The organism is Kitasatospora sp. NPDC001095 (assembly GCF_053598615.1).
Genome location: NZ_JBSFKQ010000017.1, coordinates 108,871 through 131,323 on the forward strand (window position 1 = coordinate 108,871; position 22,453 = coordinate 131,323).

Consider the following 22,453-nt stretch of genomic DNA (forward strand, 5'->3'; position numbering starts at 1 on the left):
TGGTCGCGGTGGTGTCGGTGGCCGCGGTGTTCGCGGTGGAACGCGCGGTGGAACGGGGGACGAAGAGGATGCGGACAGGGGTGAACCGGGCGTGGTGACGTACGCGCAGGCGCAGGAGCTCGCCGAGGAGTGGATCAACGGCGGGGTGCCGCGCACGCGGCAGCGCGAGGTACGGGTCCGGGAGTTCGACCTGGGCTTCGTCTGTTGGGCGGTGGCGCCCGCGGGCCCGGCCGAGGGTGCGGGCGGTGCGGGCGGCGGCTCGGGGGAGGCGCGGCTGGTGATCGCCCGGGACTCGGGCGCCAGCACGCTGTGGCCCGCGCTGCCCGTCAACGAGGTGGTCCGGCAGTACGAGGAGGTCTACGGGCGGCCGGTGGCGGCCAACCCGGCGGGGGCGGCGAAGCCCGCGCCCGGGCCGGTGGAGGCGACCTCCTTCCTGCTCAGCCCGCCGCAGTGGCTCCAGGAGGCGGGGGCCGCGGCGATCGCGGCGGAGGCGGAGCGGCTCGGGACGGCTCCGGCCGCTGCCGCGGCTGCCGAGCCCGTCGAGGAGCCGCCGGCTCCGGCGCCGCAGCCCGCGCCGGCCGTGCGGCCCGCACTGGCGGAGCCGGCCGCGCCGGCCGTGCAGCCGGCGCCGGCCGTGCTGACCGAGCCGCCGGTCTCCGACCGGCCCGCCGGGGACGCGCCGACCATGCTCGCGCCGCCGCCGGGGCAGGACGAGCCGGCCGTCGTACCGCAGCCGGCACCGGTGCCGCAGGCTGCCGCGCCGGTCGCGCCTGATGTGCCCGCCGCGCCCGCGACGCCCGTCCCGCCCGCAGCGCCCGTCGCACCCGTGGTGCCGGGCCCGCCGGCCGGGGCCGAGGCCGCGACCATGCTGATGCCCGAGGGGCTGCGGACCACCGGCTCGGATCTGCCCGAGCCCGCCGCGCCGGCGGGCGCCGAGGCCGCGACCATGCTGATGCCGCCGACGGGCGGCGGCTACGGCATGCCCCCGGTCCCGCCGTCCGCGCCGGCCCCGGCCGCCGCGGAGCAGCCGCCCGTCGCCCCGCCGGCCCCTGTGCCCGCCCCGGCCGCCGAGCCGGCGCCCACGCTGCTCGCCTCGCCGGACGCCATGCCGGGGCTGATGGGCCTGCCGGGCGCTCCGGCCGCCCCGCCCGCCGGCGGTCCGCAGGTGGAGCACGCGCCGACGATGCTGGCCCCGCCCGGCGGTCTGCCCGGTCTCGCCGGTCTGCCGGGCGCCCCGGCCCCCGGCGTTCCGGCCCCGGGCGCCCCGGAGGGCGGCGCGCCGCAGGCCGGGCTCGGCCGGGGCGCGGGCTCCGCCCCGCCGCCGCCCCCGCCGGCCGCGCTGCGCGGTGGCCCCGCCGGTCCTCCCGCCGCGGGCGCCGCTCCCGCCGGGCTGGGGCGCAACGCGGGTTCGGGCCCGCCGCCGCCCCCGCCCGCCGGGCTGAAGCACACCCCGGGTGCCGGCACGCCCGTCGCCAACCCCGGCGGCCGTGGCGCCGCCTCCGCCCCGCCGCCCCCGCCCCCGGCGGGCCTGCGCGGGGGCGAGGCCCCGGCGGCCGCGCCGACCGCCGGCCCGGCCGCGTCCGGGACGGCGTACGAGGCGACCCAGCTGGCGAGCGCGATCGACCCGGCGCCGGCGGCCGGCCCGGCGGACCCGGGCACCCCGCCGTCCGGCGGCCCCGCCGTCCCGCCGCCGCCCGGCGGCCCGGCGGCCCCCGTCGCGCCCGCGGCCGGCTACGGCTACCCGAACGCGGGCGGCGCCGCCGGGCTCGTCCCGCCGGCGGCGGTGCCCGGCTCGCCGCAGCCCGCGCCGGTGCCCCCGGGCGTGCCCGCGGTCGGCCCGGGGTACTTCGCCGCGCTCAGCTACCGGGGCCCGGACGGCTCGGAGCAGAAGCTGCTGCACCGCAGCGAGCCCGGCACCCCGCACCCGGAGTGGAAGATCCTCCAGGACCTGCGCCGGCTCAACGTGCCGCCGGAGCAGGTTCTGGAGCTGTACACCGAGCTGGAGTCCTGCGACCTGCCGGGCGGCTACTGCAACCGCATGATCGCCGCGTCCTGGCCGAACGTCCGGCTCACCCACACCGCCCCGTACGGCCGCGACCACGCCTCCCGGCAGGCCGGGATGTCCGAGCTGCTCGACCACCTGGACGAGCTGCACCAGCTGGCCTCCGGCGCCCAGCGGGTCCGCCCGTTCCGGGTGCCGGCGCCCGCGCCGGGGACGGTCCAGGCGCTGCCGCCGCTCCCGCCGCAGCAGCTCGCCCAGGAGATCGGCGCCGCGTTCGGGCAGAACCTGTTCCGTTACGAGCAGCGCGCCGTCTCCCGCCAGGGCGTACCCGAGCCGGTGTCCCAGACCCTGATGTGGGCCGGGCTGCCGCGCGACTTCGGGCCGTTCTTCTGGGCGCAGGCGCAGGAGGGCCGCCCGATCCCGACGCTCGCCGAGCTGGCTGCCGAGCGCGGCCTCGCCGCGGGCCCGGACTTCGGCGGCTACCTGGTGCTCGGCAACGACTACGGCCGCCAGCTGTGCGTCCAGTACGGCACCGCGCACGTGGTGGCGGTGGACATCGATGGAACCGGCCAGCCGCCCCGGTTCGTCAACAGCGGTGTACCGGAGTTCGTCCGCTCGCTGGCCCTGCTGGGCCGGATGTGGCGGCTGCGGTACGGGCTGACGCCGGACCAGGCCGGTCGCTGGACGACCGACTTCCAGGCCCAGCTCGCCGCGATCGACCCGGCGGCCCTGCAGAACGCCGACACCTGGTGGGCCGTGCTGCTGGAGCAGTTCTGGGACGGCCTGCTGTAGCGGTCCGTCGCCGATCCTCGCAGGTGGGGAGGGGTCGTTCCGGTGTCCGGGACGGCCCCTCCGGCATGCCGTCGCAGCCGTGCCTCATTGGGGTTTCGCCCGGATCTGCGCAAAATAGGTCAAGAGGATGGGTCTATTCGTCCCGTCCTCGACGCAATCCGGTCCGTAGGACGGCGGAATCCGGCCCCGGACTCCCAACCGGTTCCGGATCCGACCGTTCCGTCCGATCATGGGCTCCGCAGCCCGCGAATCGAGGGGAAGAGCCCATGAGCGACGCCGTCCCCCAGTACGGCTTCACCCAGGCCCGCAAGGGCTACGCGCCCGAGCAGGTCGACCGAGCCCTGGCCGCGCTCACCGCGCAGCGCGACGAGGCGTGGGAGCGGCTGAGTGTCCTGGGCGCCGGCATCCGGCAGATGGAGGCCCGGCTGGCCGACATCCGCCGGACCGCCGAGGAGGCCCCGGAGCCCGACTACCAGGTGCTCAGCGAGCAGGCCGCCGGACTCGCCGCGATGGCCGAGAACGAGGCGCGCGCCGTCCGGGAGAAGGCCGAGCGCTTCGCCGAGGACCTCCGGGACGAGGTCTACGAGGCCGGGCAGGCGGCCGACCGCGCCGCCAGGGAGTACAGCGCCACGACCCGGGCCGCCGCCGACGCGGCCGCCCGCCGCACCGAGGAGCGGACCCGGGCCGAGGCCGAGGGCATCCGGTCCGAGGCCGACCGGGAGAGCCGCGCCATCCGGGACGCCGCCACCGCGTACGCCGCCAAGGTGCGGGTGGCCGCCGCCGAGGCCAGCGAACAGGCCGAGGCCGAGCTGGCCGCCCGGCGCCGCAAGGCCGACGAGACCTTCGCCGCGGCCCAGGCCAAGGCCGACGCCGAGGACGCCGAGGTCTCGGAGACCGCCGAGCGCCGGGTCAAGGAGGCGGAACAGCAGCGGGAGACCGTGCTGAACCGGATCAAGCAGCTGGAGACGGACGCCCAGGCCAAGGCCGACCAGCTGATCGAGCAGGCCCGCCGGGAGGCCGAGGAGATCAACGCGGCGAGCGAGCGCGAGCAGCGCGAGTTCGACACCCGGCTGGAGACGGTGCAGCAGCACCTGGACCACATCAAGGCCACGCTGGCCTCGCTCACCGGGGCGGCGGTCGGCCAGATCGAGCCCGAGGTGGCGGCCGCGGCCGTCGCGGCGGCCCGGGCCGCGGAGGGCTCGGCCGACCAGGCCGCCGAGGAGTCCGCCGAGGCCCCCACGGCCCCCGCTCCGCGGGACGCGGTCGAGGACGCCGCCGCCGACACCGCGTCGGTGGACTCGGAGGCGGACACCGGAGAGATCCCGGTGGCGAACCTGCGCAAGGCCCTGGCCACCGCCGCTCCGGCCGGAGCCAAGGGCTCCGCCCCGGAGAAGCCGGCGCCCGTGCTGCGGACGCCGGTGGTCGGCAGCAGCGCGACCAGGGCCATCGGTGGGCCCGTGGCGACCGGCCCGGTGCCCCCGAAGCCGGCCTCGCCGCCCGCCGGGGAGATGGTGGCCTCCGACGCCGCTGCTGCCGGGAAGGCCGCCGAGGGGCGGGCGGAGGACGAGACCCGGATCGTTCCGAAGATCATCATCGTGGACGACGGCACCGACTACGCGACCCCCAACACGGTGAGCTACCGCCGCCGCTGACCGGCCGCCGACCGTACGTCGTCGTGAGGGCCCCGGCCGCTTCCCCTGGGGCGGTTTCCAGTGGTCGTTGCCACACGTGGTCGGTCGTCCAGGCCGCGATGAGTTCAGCCAGGCGCTCGGCTGGGGTTTCCCAGCCGAGCGTTTCGCGTGGGCGCCGGGAGCGAAAGAGGCCGAGACCCGTGGCGCCCTCCAGGAAAGGGCGCCACGGTTCCCGGCGCTTGGGCGGGCGCCCCCACCCAGGGCCGCCCGGCCTCGCACCTCCGACCCCCATCGGTGGTGCGACAGTGCCCCCACAGCCATCCCCCACGGTTGGGTGCGGCGGGCACGTTCACCATGGTGCGCGATCTCCATGGACGGCCAGTGACAGGAGTATGTCCAGTTCGTGGCGGACAGCCGTGCTCGGTTCGGTGGTACTCCGGGTTGGTTCGTCCACCGGCCGGTCCGGTGTTCCGTCCAATCGTTCGTTCCCGGACGTGCCCCTGACAAAAACAGCGAGGAGGGGCGTGCCGCCCGGTGCTCCGACTCCGGTCGCGGCCCCGGTACGGCCCCGCGCCGATCCCGTTCCGGCCCCGCCGATGTCGTGGACCGCGTGCCTGTCCGTGCCGCGGCGTAGGCTGGAGACCCCCGGCCGCTCGGCGTGCCGGGCCGTTCGCGTTGCCCCGGCGGGCCTACGACCGCCCCGGGGCGGCACCAGCCACGGGACGAAGAAGAGACCCCAGATGAGCCTGACCGGACTGCTCGATGTCGTCGCGCGGGACGCGGCGCTCGCCGAGGCGATCGAGGCGGCCACCGCCCCCGGAGCCGCGGCCGGCGGACGCCGCCACCTGGACCTGGTCGGGCCGCCCGCCGCCCGGCCGTTCGCCATCGCCGCGCTGGCCCGCGCGCTCGCCGGGCAGTCCGCCGGGGAGCGGGGCCGCCCGGTGCTCGCCGTCACCGCGACCGGCCGCGAGGCCGAGGACCTCGCGGCCTCGCTGCGCTCGCTGCTGCCCGGCGACGCCGTCGCCGAGTTCCCGGCCTGGGAGACGCTGCCGCACGAGCGGCTGTCGCCCCGCTCGGACACCGTCGGGCGCCGGCTGGCCGTACTGCGCCGGATCGTCCACCCGCGGGCCGACGACCCGGCGGCCGGGCCGGTGCAGGTGGTCGTCGCCCCGGTCCGCTCGGTGCTCCAGCCGCAGGTCAAGGGGCTGGCCGAGCTGGAGCCGGTGGCCGTCCGGCGCGGTGGGTCGTACGACCTGGAGGAGGTGGCCCGCCGGCTCTCCGCCGCCGCCTACGCGCGCGTCGAACTGGTCGAGAAGCGCGGCGAGTTCGCCGTCCGCGGCGGCATCCTGGACGTCTTCCCGCCCACCGAGGAGCACCCGCTGCGGGTGGAGTTCTGGGGCGACGAGGTCGAGGAGGTCCGGTACTTCAAGGTCGCCGACCAGCGCTCGCTGGAGATCGCCGAGCACGGCCTGTGGGCGCCGCCCTGCCGCGAACTGCTGCTCACCGACGAGGTGCGGGCCCGGGCCGCCGAGCTGTCCGCCGAGCACCCCGGGCTGGCCGAGATCCTGGACAAGATCGCCGAGGGCATCGCGGTCGAGGGCATGGAGTCGCTGGCGCCGGTGCTGGTCGACGACATGGAGCTGCTGCTGGACGTGCTGCCGCTCGGCTCCGTCACCGTGGTCTGCGACCCGGAGCGGGTCCGCACCCGGGCCGCCGACCTGGTCGCGACCAGCCAGGAGTTCCTGCACGCCTCCTGGGTCGCGGCCGCGGCCGGCGGGGACCGGCCGATCGACCTGGAGGCCATCGACGTCTCCGCCGCCTCGCTGCGCTCGCTCGCCGAGGTGCGCGAGCACGCCGACGAGATCGGGCTGCCCTGGTGGTCCGTCAGCCCGTTCGCGACGAGCCAGTCCTCCGTCGACGGCATCCTGGAGTTCGACGCCAACACGCTGACCCTCGGCATGCACGCCGTCGAGGCCTACCGGGGCGACACCGCCCGGGCGATCGCCGACGCCAAGGAGCGGCTGGCCGCCGACTGGCGGGTCGTCATGGTGACCGAGGGCCACGGCCCGGCCTCCCGGCTCGCCGAGGTGCTGGGCAACGAGGGCATCCCGGCCCGCCTGGTCGCCGACCTCACCGACGCGCCCACCCGGGACGTCGTCCACGTCTCCTGCGGCTCGATCGAGCACGGCTTCGTGGACGAGAACCTCAGGCTCACGGTCATCACCGAGACCGACCTGTCCGGGCAGAAGTCCTCCACCAAGGACATGCGCCGGATGCCCTCGCGCCGCCGCAACGCGATCGACCCGCTGGCGCTGGTGGCCGGCGACTACGTCGTCCACGAGGCGCACGGCGTCGGCAAGTACGTCGAGATGGTGCAGCGCACCGTCCAGGGCGCCACCCGCGAGTACCTGGTGCTGGAGTACGCCCCGGCCAAGCGCGGCCACCCCGGCGACCGGCTGTTCGTGCCGACCGACCAGCTGGACCAGGTCACCAAGTACGTCGGCGGCGAGGCCCCGACGCTGCACCGGCTCGGCGGCGCGGACTGGGCGAAGACCAAGCAGCGGGCCAAGAAGGCCGTCAAGGAGATCGCCGCCGACCTGATCAGGCTGTACTCGGCACGGATGGCCGCCCCCGGCCACACCTTCGGCCCGGACACCCCGTGGCAGCGCGAGCTGGAGGACGCCTTCCCGTACGCGGAGACGCCGGACCAGCTGACCACCATCGCCGAGGTCAAGTCGGACATGGAGAAGTCCGTTCCGATGGACCGGCTGATCTGCGGCGACGTCGGCTACGGCAAGACCGAGATCGCGGTGCGGGCCGCCTTCAAGGCCGTGCAGGACGGCAAGCAGGTGGCCGTCCTGGTGCCGACCACGCTGCTGGTGCAGCAGCACTTCTCGACCTTCGCCGAGCGCTACGCCAACTTCCCGGTGACGGTGAAGGCGCTGTCCCGCTTCCAGACCGACACCGAGGCCAAGGCCGTGCTGGAGGGGCTGTTCGAGGGCTCGGTGGACGTCGTGATCGGCACCCACCGGCTGTTCTCCTCCGAGACCAGGTTCAAGGACCTCGGCCTGGTCATCGTCGACGAGGAGCAGCGGTTCGGCGTCGAGCACAAGGAGCAGCTGAAGAAGCTGCGCGCCAACGTGGACGTGCTCACCATGTCCGCGACGCCGATCCCGCGCACCCTGGAGATGGCCGTCACCGGCATCCGCGAGATGTCCACCATCACCACCCCGCCGGAGGAGCGGCACCCGGTGCTGACCTTCGTCGGCCCGTACGACGAGAAGCAGATCTCGGCCGCGATCCGGCGTGAACTCCTGCGCGAGGGCCAGGTGTTCTACATCCACAACCGGGTCGAGTCGATCGACAAGGCGGCCGCCCGACTGAAGGACCTGGTGCCCGAGGCGCGGATCGCCACCGCACACGGGCAGATGGGGGAGACCCAGCTGGAGAAGGTGGTCGTCGACTTCTGGGAGAAGGAGTTCGACGTCCTGGTGTCGACCACGATCGTGGAGTCCGGCATCGACATCTCCAACGCCAACACCCTGATCGTGGAACGCGGCGACACCTTCGGCCTCTCCCAGCTGCACCAGCTGCGCGGGCGGGTCGGGCGAGGGCGCGAGCGCGGCTACGCGTACATGCTGTACCCGCCGGAGAAGCCGCTCACCGAGACCGCGCACGAGCGGCTGGCCACCATCGCCCAGCACACCGAGATGGGCGCCGGCATGTACGTCGCGATGAAGGACCTGGAGATCCGCGGGGCGGGCAACCTGCTCGGCGGCGAGCAGTCCGGGCACATCGCGGGCGTCGGCTTCGACCTCTACATGCGGATGGTCGGCGAGGCGGTGGCGGAGTTCCGCGAGTCGCTGGCGGGCGGCGGGGAGCCGGAGGAGGAGCCGCTCGAGGTGAAGATCGAGCTGCCCGTCGACGCCCACGTGCCGCACGACTACGCGCCCGGCGAGCGGCTGCGGCTGCAGGCGTACCGCTCGATCGCCGCCGTCAACTCGGAGGAGGACATCCGGCAGGTCCGGGACGAGCTGGTGGACCGCTACGGCAAGCTGCCCGAGCCGGTGGAGAACCTGCTGCTGGTCGCGGCGCTGCGGTTGTACGCCCGGCGGTGCGGGATCGCGGACATCACCCTCCAGGGCTCCAACGTCCGCTTCGGGCCGGTGGAGCTGCGGGAGTCCCAGCAGCTGCGGCTGAACCGGCTCTACCCGCGCAGCCAGGTGAAGGCGGCGGCCCAGCAGCTGCTGGTGCCGCGCCCGAGCACCGGGCGGATCGGCGGCAAGCCGCTGGTCGGGCGGGAACTGCTGGGCTGGTGCAGCGAGTTCCTGTCGGCCATGTTCGACGACCTGGCGGGGGCGAAGAAGTAGCGTCCGCCGCTCGGCGGTTCCCGGCTGGTTCACGGCTGGGGCCCCGCGGGGTTCACAGCTGGATCGCGGCGGTCTCGGGCTTCGGCCCGGGGCCGCCGTTCCGTACGTACGGGGGTGCGTCGGGAAGTCAGCCGAGCTTCGACTGGCCGGCCTGGTTGGAGAAGCCGTTGTCCAGCGCGAACTGGACCTTGTCGAGCTTGGTGCCGTCCGGGACCTCGAAGGTGACGAAGCCCTTGCCCGTCTCGCCGGGAGCGATGTTGGTGGGGGTCCGGAAAGCGGGGCCGACCTTGGTCTCCTCGAGGTTCGGCCCGTACGCCTGGCCCTGGGCGTTCACGACCTCCGCGAACGCATCGGCCTCCACCTCCTGGCCCCCGAAACCCCGCTGACCCACCCCGCCCCCCCCGACATCGAGACGCCGCCCCGCCGCCCCGCCACCTGCCGGCCCGTTCGCCGAACGCTGTGCCACAGCCGCTCTCCACCGCCCCGACGGACGGCGTCGCCATCTCGGATCAGGAAGCGGCCGGGTCGACTTTTCGTGCTGGTGGCTTGCTGGGGAGTAGGGCGGCGTCTGGGAGCGGGAAGTCGGCGGGTTCGGCGTTCTGCGCTGGTGGGGTCGTGGCTGGGGGCGGAGGTAGGTTCGGGGTGTGACGACGAATGTTCCGGGCGCGAAGTTGATCCTGCTGACCACCACCCACCGGGTGGCTCCCGGGCTGCTGGCGTGGCCGGCGTGGGAGGCGTTGCGGTCGGCGGGGCGGGTGTTGGTGGGGGACGAGGGGCATCCGCAGGTGGCGGCGGTGCGGCAGGCCGGGGTGGGCGTGGAGGTCGTGCCGGCCGGGTCGGCGCCCGCGTTGGCGCGGCTGCTGACCGGGCAGCCGGCCGGGGGCGGGCCGACGGTGTGGCTGGGCAGCCCGGACGGGGACCCGGGGCTGACCGACGCGTTGGCGCGGCTCGCGGTGGAGCAGGCCGGCGAGGTGCCCGAGATCGAGGTGCTGCCCGGCTCGTACGACCTGCCGGGGTCGCGGCTGCTGGACCTGGTGACGGTGATGGACCGGCTGCGCTCCCCGGGCGGTTGCCCCTGGGACGCCGAGCAGACGCACGAGACCCTGGTGAAGTACCTGGTCGAGGAGGCGTACGAACTGGTCGAGGCGATCGAGGACGGGGAGCGGCAGACGCTGCGCGAGGAGCTGGGCGACGTCCTGTTCCAGGTGGTCTTCCACTCCCGGATCGCCGAGGAGCACCCGACCGACCCGTTCACCGTCGATGACGTGGCAGGGGACATCGTCGAGAAGCTGATGTACCGGCACCCGCACGTGTTCGGGAACGTCGAGGTCGAGGGTGCCACCGAGGCGGAGGCGAACTGGGAGCAGCTGAAGGCGGCCGAGAAGGCGGACCGCGAGTCGGTGCTGGACGGCGTGCCGGCCGGGCTGCCCGCGCTGGCGTACGCGGCGAAGCTGGTGTCCCGGGTGCGCCGGTCCGGATTCACCGGGATGCCGGACGAGCCGTACGAGCTGCCCGCCGAGCTGACCGCCGACTCGGCGGGCCGGCTGCTGCTCGCGGTGGTGCAGCGGGCCCACGACGCCGGGGTGGACGTGGACGCGGCGCTGCGGTCGGCCGCGCGCGGTTACCGGGACGGAGTGCGCGCGGCCGAGGGTCTCGAGCCGGACGGGGAGTAGGTGCTCAGGCCGCCGTGGCGGTGTGCTCCGGGCGCCGCTGCGGCGGGACGAGTTCGCCGATGGCCTCGCCGACGAGGAGGACGAGTTCGGCGAGCCGCTCCAGGTCGAGGTGGTCGGGCAGGTCGGCCAGCGAGATGATCCGCTCGCCGCCCGGGCCGGCGACGGCGAACAGGTCGATCGGCCCGAGGTGCTTCTCGGCGGTGTCGACGAGGGCGGCGACGTCGCTGGGGCGCCGGATGTCGCCGCAGACGCCGACGACGGGGCAGCCCGGCCGGTCGAGTTCGGTGGCGAGGTCCTCGGCGACGCCGACGTACTGGTCGGCGATCAGCATTCCGGCGGCGCCGGCCGCGGAGAACCGGCGGGCGAGGCCCGCGCCCGACCCGCCGTCGAGGACCGCGATGACGACGACTGACCCGCTGACCCGCATGGCCTGCTCCTCCCTGTGGGCGACACCGCACCGGCGCCCACGCGTACTGCGGAGGATCGTAGGCACGTCCTGACCCTCCGCAACAGGGATTACCCCTCAGGTGACCAGGCTCACGCCCGCCCCGCGGCCAAGAGTCGGCCAAGAGCTGTCCACGGACCGTCCACGACCCGTCCACGGACGGTCAACGGCCCGGCCACGGCCTGTCCATGAGCCGGCCGTGGCCCGGTCATGACCCCGCCGCGGAGCGCCGCCCGACGGGCGCGCCCCGCCGGAAGGCGGGTGCGCCGGTCGCACCGGATACGGTCGGTCCATGCCAGCTCAGCCCGACCCCGCCCGGCCCGCCGCCGCGTCCTCCGATGCCCCCGCCCCGCAGCTGTTCACCTGGGAGTTCGCCTCCGACCCGTACCCCGCCTACGCCTGGCTGCGCGAGCACGCCCCGGTGCACCGCACCACCCTGCCGAGCGGGGTGGAGGCCTGGCTGGTGACCAGGTACGCCGACGCCCGGCAGGCGCTCGCGGACAGCCGGCTGTCGAAGAACCCGGCGCACCACAGCGAGCAGGCGCACCGCACCGGCCGGGTGGGCATCCCGGGGGAGCGGCAGGCGGACCTGATGACCCACCTGCTGAACATCGACCCGCCGGACCACACCCGGCTGCGCCGCCTGGTGTCGAAGGCGTTCACGCCGCGCCGGGTGGCCGAGTTCGAGCCGAGGGTGCAGCAGCTCACCGACCGGCTGATCGACGGCTTCGCGCAGCGCGGCTCGGCGGACCTGATCCACGAGTTCGCCTTCCCGCTCCCCATCTACGCGATCTGCGACATGCTCGGGGTGCCGGCCGAGGACCAGGACGACTTCCGCGACTGGGCCGGGATGATGCTGCGACACACGAAGCCGGGGCAAGGCGGCGGCCAACGCGGTGGCGTGGGGCGGGCGGTGAAGCGGATGCGGGCGTACCTGCTGGAGCTGATCCACCGCAAGCGCGCCGACCTCGGGGACGACCTGATCTCCGGTCTGATCCGGGCCAGTGACCACGGTGAGCACCTGACGGAGAACGAGGCCGCGGCGATGGCCTTCATCCTCCTCTTCGCGGGTTTCGAGACGACCGTGAACCTGATCGGCAACGGCACGTACGCGCTGCTGCGCAACCCGGAGCAGCGCCGGCTGCTGCAGGAGTCGGTGGCGCGCGGGGAGAGCGCGCTGCTGGAGACCGGGATCGAGGAACTCCTGCGCTACGACGGGCCGGTGGAGCTGGCTACCTGGCGGTTCGCGACCCGTCCGCTGACCATCGGCGGGGTGGACATCCCGGTCGGCGACCCGGTGCTCGTGGTGCTGGCCGCGGCGGACCGCGACCCGGCCCGGTTCGCCGCCGAGAACACCCTGGACCTGGCCCGTACGGACAATCCCCACCTGGGCTTCGGGCACGGCATCCACTACTGCATCGGCGCTCCGCTCGCCCGGTTGGAGGGGCGTGCGGCGCTGGCCTCGCTGCTTTCCCGGCTGCCCGATCTGCGGCTCGCGGAAAGCCCGGACGCCCTGCGCTGGCGCGGTGGCCTGATCATGCGTGGGCTGCGCGAACTACCGGTGGAATTCAGCCCGGAGGGCCGCTCTCCGCACACCCCTCCGCAGCCCCCTTCGCAGGCCTCTCGAACGCCTCCGACCTGCTGAGATCACGCTGACGGGAGGTCGCCGATCGCCCGCCGCCGGAGGTGTGAACACCCATCAATCCGGACATAACACCGCTGTTGGTAGGCGATCGAACACGGGCCGTAATTGTCGTGTGATATCGACGATATGAGCTTGTGATTGTCCTGATGATCTGTCTACTCTCCCTGGAGTTCGCAGCTGCGGACCTCGTGCGCGGAACGCCGAATCCTGCCCGCCGCGCCCGGGAAACCGACCAGACCCTGGGCAGGGGCGGGGGAACCAGGTTTGTTGCCGTCTCCCACGGCTTGGGGTGAAGCCGCCCGAGCGGAATCGTTTCCGCGTACGGCGGCCGGGCCACCTCCCGGTCCGAACCCGACAGCTCACCTCGCAGGCGTGCGGAGAGGGACCTCTTCATGCTGTTCGTTGGAACTGGCCGTCACCGTCGTCGCACCCAGGCCGAGAAGGCCATCGCCGTCGCCGGTGTGGCCGGCGTCGGACTCGCGATGCCGCTCCTCACCGCCACCGGTGCCTCCGCCGCCCCCGCCTCCACCTGGGACGCCGTCGCCCAGTGCGAGAGCGGCGGCAACTGGAGCATCAACACCGGCAACGGCTTCTACGGCGGCCTCCAGTTCACCTCCAGCACCTGGAAGGCGTACGGCGGCACCGCCTACGCGTCGCAGGCCAACCAGGCCAGCAAGGCCCAGCAGATCTCGGTCGCCGAGAAGGTGCTGGCCTCGCAGGGGCCGGGCGCCTGGCCGGTCTGCTCCCAGAAGGCGGGTCTGACCAAGGGCGGCGCCGCGGCCGTGGTCGACACCTCCTCGGACGCCAAGCCGCAGTCCGCCCCCAAGCAGCAGACCCCGAAGCCCGCCGCCAAGCCGGCCGAGAAGCCGGCCGCGCAGCAGCCCGCCGCCCAGAAGCCGGTCCAGAAGCCCGCCGCCCAGAAGCCCGCCGCGCAGCCGGTCCAGCAGGCCGCCCCGCAGCAGCAGGCGCAGCCGCAGACCCCGGGCTTCTCCGGCAAGGCCGGCTGGGACGCCGACGCCAAGGTGTTCTGGTACCAGAACAACGGCGCCTGGTACTGGACCAGCCACCAGAGCGTCTACCAGCAGTACGCCGGCCAGGCCGCCGCCCAGCCGCAGTACGCTCCGCTCGCCGCCCAGCAGGCCCCGCAGGCCGCCGGCCACGACTACACCGTCCGCGCCGGGGACACCCTGTCGACCATCGCCGCCGCCCAGGGCGTTTCCGGCGGCTGGCACGCGCTGTACGAGCAGAACCACGCCACCGTCGGCGGCGACCCGAACCTGATCATGCCCGGCCAGGTGCTGCACCTCGGCTGAGCCGTCGCACCGGCCGTCACCCGACGCCGTCGTGACCCGACGCCGTCGTCACCCCGGCCGTCACCCCCGTCGTGGCCCGACGCCGCTCCGCCCGCCGTCCGAAGGGGACCGGTTCCTACCGGTCCCCTTCGTCCGCATTCGCCCGCTCCGGTGGGACAAGCTGGGACAAGCAGGTGAACTACCGGTGGGTAGTGGAGCCACACGCTGAGACGGGACCGAGGTGGACGTGGCCCCGGGAGCCCGGGCGGTTAGGCTCTGGTCGTAACGACTCCGCAATCGTCCTGCTGACAGCACCCACCGTCAGACCGGACCCTGCTTCCGCAAGGAGATGCCTCGTGCCGTCCATCGATGTCGTCGTAGCCCGTGAGATCCTCGACTCGCGCGGCAACCCCACGGTCGAGGTCGAGGTCGGCCTCGACGACGGCAGCACGGGTCGTGCCGCTGTCCCGTCGGGTGCCTCCACCGGCGCCTTCGAGGCGCTGGAGCTGCGCGACGGCGACAAGAACCGCTACTTCGGCAAGGGCGTCGAGAAGGCCGTCCTGGCCGTCATCGAGCAGATCGGCCCGGAGCTGGTCGGCTACGACGCCACCGAGCAGCGCCTGATCGACCAGGCCATGCTGGACCTGGACGCCACCCCGGACAAGTCCTCGCTCGGCGCCAACGCCATCCTGGGCGTCTCGCTGGCCGTCGCGCACGCCGCCTCCGAGGCCAGCGACCTGCCGCTGTTCCGTTACCTGGGCGGCCCGAACGCGCACGTCCTGCCGGTCCCGATGATGAACATCCTCAACGGTGGGTCGCACGCCGACTCCAACGTCGACATCCAGGAGTTCATGATCGCCCCGATCGGCGCGGAGTCCTTCTCCGAGGCCGTCCGCTGGGGCGTCGAGGTCTACCACACGCTCAAGGGCGTGCTGAAGGAGCGCGGCCTGTCCACCGGTCTGGGCGACGAGGGCGGCTTCGCCCCGAACCTGGACTCCAACCGCGAGGCCCTGGACCTCATCGTCGAGGCCATCCAGAAGGCCGGCTACGTGCCCGGCCGTGACGTCGCACTGGCCCTGGACGTCGCCTCCTCCGAGTTCTACGAGGACGGCGCCTACCACTTCGAGGGCAAGGAGCTCACCGCCGCCGAGCTCATCGAGTACTACGCCGAGCTGGTCGCCGCCTACCCGCTGGTCTCCATCGAGGACCCGCTGGACGAGTCGGACTGGGACGGCTGGAAGGCCATGACCGAGAAGCTGGGCGACAAGGTCCAGCTGGTCGGCGACGACCTGTTCGTCACCAACCCGGCCCGCCTGGCCCGCGGCATCGAGACCGGCACCGCCAACGCGCTGCTGGTGAAGGTGAACCAGATCGGCTCGCTGACCGAGACCCTGGACGCCGTCGAGCTGGCCCAGCGCAACGGCTACCGCTGCATGATGTCGCACCGCTCCGGCGAGACCGAGGACGTCACCATCGCCGACCTGGCCGTCGCCACCAACTGCGGTCAGATCAAGACCGGTGCCCCGGCCCGCTCCGAGCGCGTCGCCAAGTACAACCAGCTGCTGCGCATCGAGGAGATCCTCGACGACGCCGCCGAGTACGCCGGCCGCGGCGCCTTCCCGCGCTTCCGCTCCGCCGAGTGACCAGCGGATCAGTACGGCGAGTCCGGGGCTGAGCGCTCCGGAGACGGGGGCCGAGTGCTCCCGGTAGCGCACGCCTGACCGGTGCCCCGCCGTTCACCCCGTAGGGTGGACGGCGGGGCACCGTCGCGACCAGGAGGGGATACGGGAGATGGCTGGCTGGAGGATCCCGGGCTTGGCGGCCCGGCCCCGGTTCACGAGCCGGGCGACCGTCCTCGTCCTGGTGCTCTGCTCCCTGGTGGCGATCCTCGCCTACCCGACGCGGCAGTTCATCTCCCAGCGCGCCGAGATCTCCGCCCAGCGGGCGAAGGCCGACCACGCGCGCCAGCAGGTCGAGCAGCTGCGCCGGGAGCGGGCCCGCTGGCAGGACCCGGAGTACGTCAAGGCGCAGGCCCGCGCCCGGCTGCACTACGCGGTGCCGGGGGAGACCCCGTACATCGCGGTGGACCCGGCCGGCCAGGGCTCCGTCCAGGCCTCCTCCTCCGCGGCCGGTGCGGCCTCCGCCCGGAACGCGGCCCCCGGAAGCGCCACCGGCCAGGCGATGGCCGCCAAACCCTGGTACGCCAGCATCTGGGACTCGGTGGACGCCGCCGACACCGCCGCGGCGGTCCCCGCCACCCCCCTTCCCCTCCCACCGTCCCCCGTTGGAGACACCTCCCCCCATGACCACTGAGAACCACCCCACCGTCTCCGACGCCGACGTCGCGGCCATCGCCGCCCAGCTCGGCCGGGTGCCGCGCGGCCTGCGCGGCGTGGCGCACCGCTGCCCCTGCGGCAACCCCGACGTCGTGGAGACGGCCCCCCGTCTGCCGGACGGCACGCCGTTCCCGACGCTCTACTACCTGACCTGCCCCAAGGCCGCCTCGCTGATCGGCACCCTGGAGGCGGAGGGCGTGATGAAGGACCAGAGCGCCCGGCTCGCCGAGGACCCGGAGCTGGCCGCCGCCTACCAGAAGGCGCACGAGGACTACATCGCCCGGCGTGACGCGATCGAGGTGCTGGAGGGCTTCCCGAGCGCCGGCGGCATGCCGGACCGGGTGAAGTGCCTGCACGTGCTGGTCGGCCACTCGCTGGCGGCCGGCGAGGGCGTCAACCCGCTCGGCGACGAGGCGCTCGGCATGCTGGAGGACTGGTGGGCCAAGGGCCCGTGCGTCTCCCCGGCCGAGGTCGAGGCCGCCGGTGAGCGGGTCGCCCGCAACCGCGCCAAGGAGCAGGACCACGACGCGGTGATCGCCGCCAAGCAGCAGCTGACCGCCGAGCGCGCCGCGAAGAAGCGCGCCGCCGAGGAGGCCGCCGCCGGGGACGCCGCGGCGGAGCAGGAGTCCGAGTGAGCACGACCCGCGTCGCCGCGATCGACTGCGGCACCAACTCGATCCGCCTGCTGGTCGCCGACCTCGACCCGGACACCGGGGGGATCACCGACCTCGACCGCCGGATGATCGTCAACCGGCTGGGTCAGGGCGTGGACCAGACCGGCCGGCTGCACCCGGACGCGCTGGCCCGCACCTTCGCGGCCTGCCGGGAGTACCAGGAGATCATCTCCGGCTTCGGCGTCGGCCCCGAGCGGGTCCGCTTCGTCGCCACCAGTGCCTCCCGGGACGCCGAGAACAGCGACGAGTACGTCAAGGGCGTGCGCGACATCCTGGGCGTCGAGCCCGAGGTGGTGAGCGGCGAGGAGGAGGCGCACCTCTCCTTCGTGGGCGCCACCAAGGAGCTGACCGGCGGTCAGTTCCCCGGCCCGTACCTGGTCTTCGACCTCGGTGGCGGCTCCACCGAGTTCGTGCTCGGCACGGACGACGTGCAGGCCGCGCGTTCGGTGGACATCGGCTGCGTGCGGCTCACCGAGCGGTACTTCGGGAACGCCGAGCTGCCCTCCGAGGAGCAGGTCGAGGCGGCCCGGGCGCACGTGCGCGCCGAGCTGGACCGGGCCGAGGAGGTCGTCCCGCTGACCGGCGCGGGCACCCTGGTGGGCCTGGCCGGGACGGTCACCACGGTGTCCGCGATCGCCCAGGGCCTGCCCGGCTACGACTCGGCGGCGATCCACCACTCCCGGATCAGCCGGGAGCGGGTCGCCGCGATCGCCCGGGAGCTGCTGGCCTCCACCCACGCCGAGCGCGCGGCCATCCCGTCGATGCACCCGGGCCGGGTGGACGTGATCGCGGCCGGGGCGCTGGAGCTGCTGGAGATCATGGAGCGCACCGGCGCCGCCGAGGTGGTCGTGAGCGAGCACGACATCCTCGACGGGATCGCCTTCGGTATCGCCCCCTGACCCCGCGCGGGGCTTACCCGTCACGGCCCCGGCACCCCGAAAGGGGGCCGGGGCCCTGGCGCGCCCGCACGCGGGTGGAAAAGTTCGTGAATTTCTTCACATGGCGATCGGCCCATTCGTCGCACCGGCCCGCCCGCTACGTCCGATATGTGGGACCGAAGGCCCGTCGTGCGGGTGGCCCGTGGGATCGCAGGTCAGGCCTCGTTTGAGGTTTGAAAATCGAAATCACGCGCGGGAACCCGGGCGTTGTGCGGATCGTTGCTGCTCAGGCCGGTGGTGCTCCGGCGAACGTTCGCGCGGGGCCGTCCAGGGGTGGGGGCCGCCGCGCCGGGCCCGGTTTTGCGGCCGCGTAGTGTAGCACGGGGGGTCCGTCAACTTGTGACCGGGCTCACGAAGGCTGCTCCGGACGGTGCTGGATACTTTCGGATATGAGCACCACGGAGCGTCCTCGCATCCTCATTGTCGGCGGTGGTTACGTCGGCCTGTATGCCGCGATGCGCATCCTCAAGAAGATGCGTTACGGCGAAGCGACCGTCACGGTCGTCGACCCGCGGTCGTACATGACGTACCTGCCCTTCCTCCCCGAGGCGGCCGGCGGCAGTGTCGCGCCTCGCAACCTCATCGCGCCGCTGCGCAGCACCCTCAAGAAGGCGGAGGTGCTGACCGGGTCCGTCACCGGCATCGACCACGCCCGCAAGGTCGCCACGATCCAGCCCGCGGCCGGCGACAGCTACGAGCTGCCGTTCGAGTACCTGGTCGTCGCGACCGGCTCGGTCTCCCGCACCTTCCCGATCCCGGGTCTGGCGGAGAACGGCCTCGGCATGAAGACGGTCGAGGAGGCCATCGGCCTCCGCAACCACGTCATGGCCCAGCTCGACAAGGCCGAGTCCACCACGGACGAGGAGATCCGCCGCAAGGCGCTGACCTTCGTGGTGATCGGTGGCGGCTTCGCCGGCATCGAGACGGTCGCCGAGGTCGAGGACATGGCCCGTGACGCGGCCAAGCTGTACAAGACCGTCAGCCGCGAAGACATGCGCTTCGTCGTGGTCGAGGCGGCCAACCGCATCCTCCCCGAGATGGGCCCGGACCTCGGTCTGTGGACCAAGGAGAAGCTCGAGGAGCGCAACATCGAGGTCTACATCGAGACCTCGATGGACTCCTGCGTCGACGGCCACGTCATGCTGAAGAACGGCATGGAGATGGACGCCTCCACCATCGTGTGGACGGCCGGCGTGAAGCCGAACCCGGTGCTGGCCAACTTCGGCCTGCCGCTGGGCCCGCGCGGCCACGTCGACACCGCGCCGACCCTGCAGGTCCAGGGCTTCGACTACGTCTGGTCCGCCGGCGACAACGCCCAGGTGCCGGACCTCGCCGCGGGCGAGGGTGCCTGGTGCCCGCCGAACGCGCAGCACGCCAGCCGCCAGGCCATCGTCCTCGGCGACAACGTGATCTCCGGCATGCGTGGCTTCCCGCAGAAGGAGTACAAGCACAAGAACCTGGGTGCGGTCGCCGGTCTCGGCCTGCACAAGGGCGTGGCGATCCTCTTCGGCAAGTACAAGCTGAAGGGCCGTCCGGCCTGGTGGTTCCACCGCCTGTACCACGGCGCGATGGTGCCGACCTTCAACCGCAAGGTGCGCGTCTTCACCGACTGGACGCTCGCGATGTTCCTCAAGCGCGAGATGGTCGGCCTCGCCCAGATGGAGAAGCCGCAGCTGCCGATCCAGGAGGTCACTCCGCCCACCAAGCCCGTCGAGGCCGCCAAGCCGGCCGCCGACAAGGAACTCGCCAGCAAGTAAGCGACTGAGACCCCGGTGTGGGAGCACCGGGGTATGAGTCGGAGGCCCTCCGCCCGGCAGCGTTGCCGGACCACGACCTCCGTGGTGCTCAGCCGGCCGTGCGACCGGGCGGAGTACAGAAGTAGAAGGTCCCCTGCCGAAACCCTCCGGCAGGGGACCTTTCTCGTTCCGGGGCCGGCCGACCGGGAGCGGTCGGCCGGCCCCGGCCGGTCAGTCGGTCTTGATGCTCTCCAGGATGTCCAGCTTGGACGCTCGGCGGGCCGGCCAGATCGCGGCCACCAGACCGACCACCCCGGCCAGCGCCAGGAACATCGCCAGCTGGCCGTACGGCAGGACCGTGGTCAGACCGGAGAGGCTGGACTTCAGGGTGCCGTTGACCGCCCAGGCGATGAAGCAGCCGAGCAGCAGGCCGATGCCGGCGCCGAACAGCGAGATCACCACGGACTCCAGACGGACCATCCGCTTGATGCCGCCGCGGTCCAGGCCGATCGCCCGCAGCATCCCGATCTCGCGCTTGCGCTCGAAGACCGACATGGCCAGCGTGTTGACCACGCCCAGGATCGCGATCAGGACCGCCATCCCCAGCAGGCCGTACATCAGGTTCAGCGCGAAGGTGATGGTCTGGCTGAACTCGTCCCGGACGTCCTGCCTGGACTTCACCTCGATCACCGGGTTGGCGCCGGTGGCGTCCTTGAGGGCCTGCTTGAGGCTGCCGGTGGCGCCGTCCTTGCCCTTGACCAGGACCTCGGAGATGTACGGCTTCGGCTCGTGCTTGGCGACCTCGCTGTTGGCCAGCAGCGTCCGGCCGAGCACGCCGGCGTTCTCGTACACGCCGCCGATGGTGAGCTGCCCGGTGGACTCGTCCGGGAAGGTCACGTTCACGACCGAGCCGGTGGTGGCGTTCACCTTCTTGGCCGTGTCCTCGCTGACCAGCAGCTGCCCCTTGGCGAGGTTGGCGGTGGAGCCGGCGGTCAGCTTGACGTCGGTGAGCTGGTCGAGGTTGGCCGCGTCCACGCCGTTGATCGTCGTGCCGGTGCCGTTGAGGTCCCAGTAGGAGGTCGTCAGCGCCGAGGAGGCGGCCACTCCGGGCGCCTTGGCGATCTGCGCGGGCACCTGCTCGGACAGGCTCATGTTGTTGGCGGCCCCGATGATGTAGTCGGCCTTCATCGCGCTGGTGACGGCCCGGTCGACGGTGTCGCTGACCGAGGCGCCGATCACGGTGAGCCCGGTGACCAGGGTCAGGCCGATGGTCAGCGCGGCGGCGGTGGCCGCGGTGCGGCGCGGGTTGCGCACCGCGTTCTGCTGGGCGAGCTTGCCCGGGGTGCCGCCGAGACCGCGCAGCAGCGGGCCGACCAGGGCGACCACCGGACGGGAGAGCAGCGGCAGCAGGACGAACACGCCGATCAGGGCCAGGAAGGCGCCGGCGCCGACCGGCAGCCGGCCGCTGTCGTCGCCGGTGGAGGCGCCGAAGCCGATCAGGGCGAGGCCGCCGCCTGCGAGCACCGAGCCGATCGTGTTGCGGACCACCAGGCTCTTCTGGGAGACCGGCTGGTCGCCGCTGCTCATCGCGGCCACAGGGGCGATCCGGGAGGCGCGCATGGCGGGCAGCAGGGCCGACAGGACCGTCACCAGGACGCCGACCACGATCGTCACCACGACGGTGAGCGGCTTGATCACCAGCGAGCCGTTCGGCATGTTCTCGTTCAGCGAGCCGATCAGCGACTGCATCCCGGCGCCGATCCCGACGCCGGCCAGCAGGCCGGCCGCGGCGGAGGCGGTGCCGATCAGCAGGGCCTCGATCAGCACGGACCGGGTGACCTGCTTGCGGCTGGCGCCGATGGCGCGCAGCAGGGCCAGCTCCTTGGTGCGCTGGGCGACCAGCATGGTGAAGGTGTTGGCGATGATGAAGATGCCGACGAAGAGCGAGATGAAGGCGAAGACCAGGAGCATGGTGCGCATGCTGCTGGTGGCCTCGGTGATCATCTTCTGCTCGTCGGCGTTGAGCTTGGCGCCGGTCTCGACGTCGAACTGGTGGCCGGACGGCACCTTGGGCTGGGCCTCGGCGAGCAGCGCGTCCTGGCTGGTGCCGGGCTTGGCGGTGAGCACGACGCTGCTGTAGCGGCCCGGCTCCAGCAGGGTCTGCTGGGCGGTGGCCTTGTCGAAGAGGGTGAGCGTGCCGCCGGTGTTCACCACCGGGTCGTCGGTGGTGAAGACGCCGGTGAGCTTCGCCTCGACGACCGGGCCGTTGGCGGCGACCCGGATGGTGTCGCCGACCTTGTAGCCCGCCTTGTCGGCGGTCCTGCGGTCGAGCGCGACCTCCTTGGCGGTCTTCGGGCCCTGGCCCTCGACCATCGGGTAGCGCGGGTCCTTGCCGTCCTGGCCGGGGGCGAAGTTGGCGCCCTTGGCGGCCCAGACCTGGCCGATCAGGTTGCCCTTCTTGTCGGCGACGCCGGTGAAGCCGCTGACCACGCCGCGGGCGTTGGCGGTGCCCGGCAGGGCGGCCAGCTGCTGGACGGTGGCGTCGGTGAGGGTGGCCGAGCCGCCCTCGCTCTTCTGCCGGGCGGAGGCGTTGGAGCCCGCCGCGCGGTCCACCACCTGGACCGAGACGTCCGAGTAGCTCTTGGAGTTGCTGTCCCGCATGGCCTTGCCGAAGGTGTCGGAGAAGACCATGGTGCCGGCCACGAAGGCGGTGCCGAGCATGACGGCCAGCGCCGTCATCAGCAGTCGGCCCTTGTGGGCCAGCACGTTGCGCAGTGCGGTGCGATACATGGGGTGTCCTGGGAAGAATCGGTGAGCGGGCTACGGCTGCCGGTGTGTCAGCTGGTGCGGCCCTTGGCGTCGAAGCGGCGCATGCGGTCCAGGACGGTGTCGGCGGTGGGGTGGTGGAGCTCGTCGACG

13 protein-coding genes, 2 pseudogenes and 1 riboswitch are annotated in these 22,453 nt (G+C 73.2%); of the genes and pseudogenes, 11 read left to right on the top strand and 4 right to left on the bottom strand.

The annotated features are described in order from the left end of the window. Nucleotides 1-91 precede the first annotated feature (91 nt). From ACWDBB_RS17550 to mfd, 3 genes are all read left to right on the top strand, one after another. Nucleotides 92-2,794: an SUKH-4 family immunity protein gene (locus ACWDBB_RS17550; RefSeq protein ID WP_449790428.1), complete on the top strand. Its 2,703-nt coding sequence runs from the start codon at nucleotides 92-94 to the stop codon at nucleotides 2,792-2,794. Nucleotides 2,795-3,060: 266 nt separating this feature from the next. Continuing rightward, nucleotides 3,061-4,446, top strand: a complete 1,386-nt coding sequence (locus ACWDBB_RS17555) for a hypothetical protein (RefSeq protein ID WP_449790429.1) — start codon at nucleotides 3,061-3,063, stop codon at nucleotides 4,444-4,446. A 719-nt stretch (nucleotides 4,447-5,165) separates the two neighbouring features. Continuing rightward, a complete protein-coding gene (gene mfd, locus ACWDBB_RS17560; protein WP_449790430.1) occupies nucleotides 5,166-8,795 on the top strand; it encodes a transcription-repair coupling factor in 3,630 nt (1,209 codons plus the stop codon). A gap of 127 nt (nucleotides 8,796-8,922) precedes the next feature. Here mfd and ACWDBB_RS17565 read toward each other — a convergent pair whose 3' ends face one another. Then, a complete protein-coding gene (locus ACWDBB_RS17565; RefSeq protein WP_449790431.1) occupies nucleotides 8,923-9,156 on the bottom strand; it encodes a hypothetical protein in 234 nt (77 codons plus the stop codon). 283 nt (nucleotides 9,157-9,439) lie between these two features. On the opposite strand from ACWDBB_RS17565, the gene ACWDBB_RS17570 reads away from it, so the two are divergent. After that, entirely contained in the window at nucleotides 9,440-10,468 is a 1,029-nt protein-coding gene (locus tag ACWDBB_RS17570) for a MazG family protein (RefSeq protein WP_449790432.1), read from the top strand. Between the two features lie 4 nt (nucleotides 10,469-10,472). Here the strand turns inward: ACWDBB_RS17570 and ACWDBB_RS17575 are convergent, their stop codons facing one another. Continuing rightward, nucleotides 10,473-10,895: an SDR family NAD(P)-dependent oxidoreductase gene (locus ACWDBB_RS17575; RefSeq protein WP_392873917.1), complete on the bottom strand. Its 423-nt coding sequence runs from the start codon at nucleotides 10,893-10,895 to the stop codon at nucleotides 10,473-10,475. Between the two features lie 310 nt (nucleotides 10,896-11,205). Here ACWDBB_RS17575 and ACWDBB_RS17580 point away from each other — a divergent pair, with 310 nt between their 5' ends. The 7 genes and pseudogenes from ACWDBB_RS17580 to ACWDBB_RS17610 all read left to right on the top strand — a co-directional run bounded on the left by ACWDBB_RS17580 (nucleotide 11,206) and on the right by ACWDBB_RS17610 (nucleotide 19,555). Beyond that, nucleotides 11,206-12,558 (top strand): cytochrome P450 family protein, encoded by a 1,353-nt coding sequence (locus tag ACWDBB_RS17580; RefSeq protein ID WP_449790433.1) that lies wholly within the window; start codon nucleotides 11,206-11,208, stop codon nucleotides 12,556-12,558. Nucleotides 12,559-12,778: 220 nt separating this feature from the next. Beyond that, a riboswitch (cyclic di-AMP (ydaO/yuaA leader) is annotated at nucleotides 12,779-12,945 on the top strand. Nucleotides 12,946-12,950: 5 nt separating this feature from the next. Beyond that, entirely contained in the window at nucleotides 12,951-13,871 is a 921-nt protein-coding gene (locus ACWDBB_RS17585; protein ID WP_449790434.1) for a LysM peptidoglycan-binding domain-containing protein, read from the top strand. Between the two features lie 335 nt (nucleotides 13,872-14,206). Next, nucleotides 14,207-15,493, top strand: a complete 1,287-nt coding sequence (gene eno / locus ACWDBB_RS17590) for a phosphopyruvate hydratase (protein ID WP_392873908.1) — start codon at nucleotides 14,207-14,209, stop codon at nucleotides 15,491-15,493. Nucleotides 15,494-15,641: 148 nt separating this feature from the next. Then, the gene (locus ACWDBB_RS17595) at nucleotides 15,642-16,163 is read left to right on the top strand and encodes an FtsB family cell division protein (RefSeq protein ID WP_449790435.1); all 522 of its coding nucleotides are present in this window, start codon (nucleotides 15,642-15,644) and stop codon (nucleotides 16,161-16,163) included. Next, nucleotides 16,135-16,674 (top strand): annotated as a pseudogene (locus ACWDBB_RS17600) (DUF501 domain-containing protein); the annotation flags it as partial. The gene ACWDBB_RS17595 and the pseudogene ACWDBB_RS17600, both read left to right, overlap by 29 nt. A 143-nt stretch (nucleotides 16,675-16,817) precedes the next feature. Next, nucleotides 16,818-17,759, top strand: coding sequence for a Ppx/GppA phosphatase family protein (locus tag ACWDBB_RS17605; protein ID WP_449790436.1), 942 nt, complete (start codon nucleotides 16,818-16,820; stop codon nucleotides 17,757-17,759). A 428-nt stretch (nucleotides 17,760-18,187) separates the two neighbouring features. Then, nucleotides 18,188-19,555, top strand: a complete 1,368-nt coding sequence (locus ACWDBB_RS17610; RefSeq protein ID WP_449790437.1) for an NAD(P)/FAD-dependent oxidoreductase — start codon at nucleotides 18,188-18,190, stop codon at nucleotides 19,553-19,555. Nucleotides 19,556-19,765: 210 nt separating this feature from the next. Here ACWDBB_RS17610 and ACWDBB_RS17615 read toward each other — a convergent pair whose 3' ends face one another. Together ACWDBB_RS17615 and ACWDBB_RS17620 are read right to left on the bottom strand one after the other, a co-directional pair. Continuing rightward, entirely contained in the window at nucleotides 19,766-22,324 is a 2,559-nt protein-coding gene (locus ACWDBB_RS17615) for an ABC transporter permease (RefSeq protein WP_449790438.1), read from the bottom strand. Between the two features lie 47 nt (nucleotides 22,325-22,371). Next, a pseudogene (locus tag ACWDBB_RS17620) lies at nucleotides 22,372-22,453 on the bottom strand (ABC transporter ATP-binding protein); the annotation flags it as partial.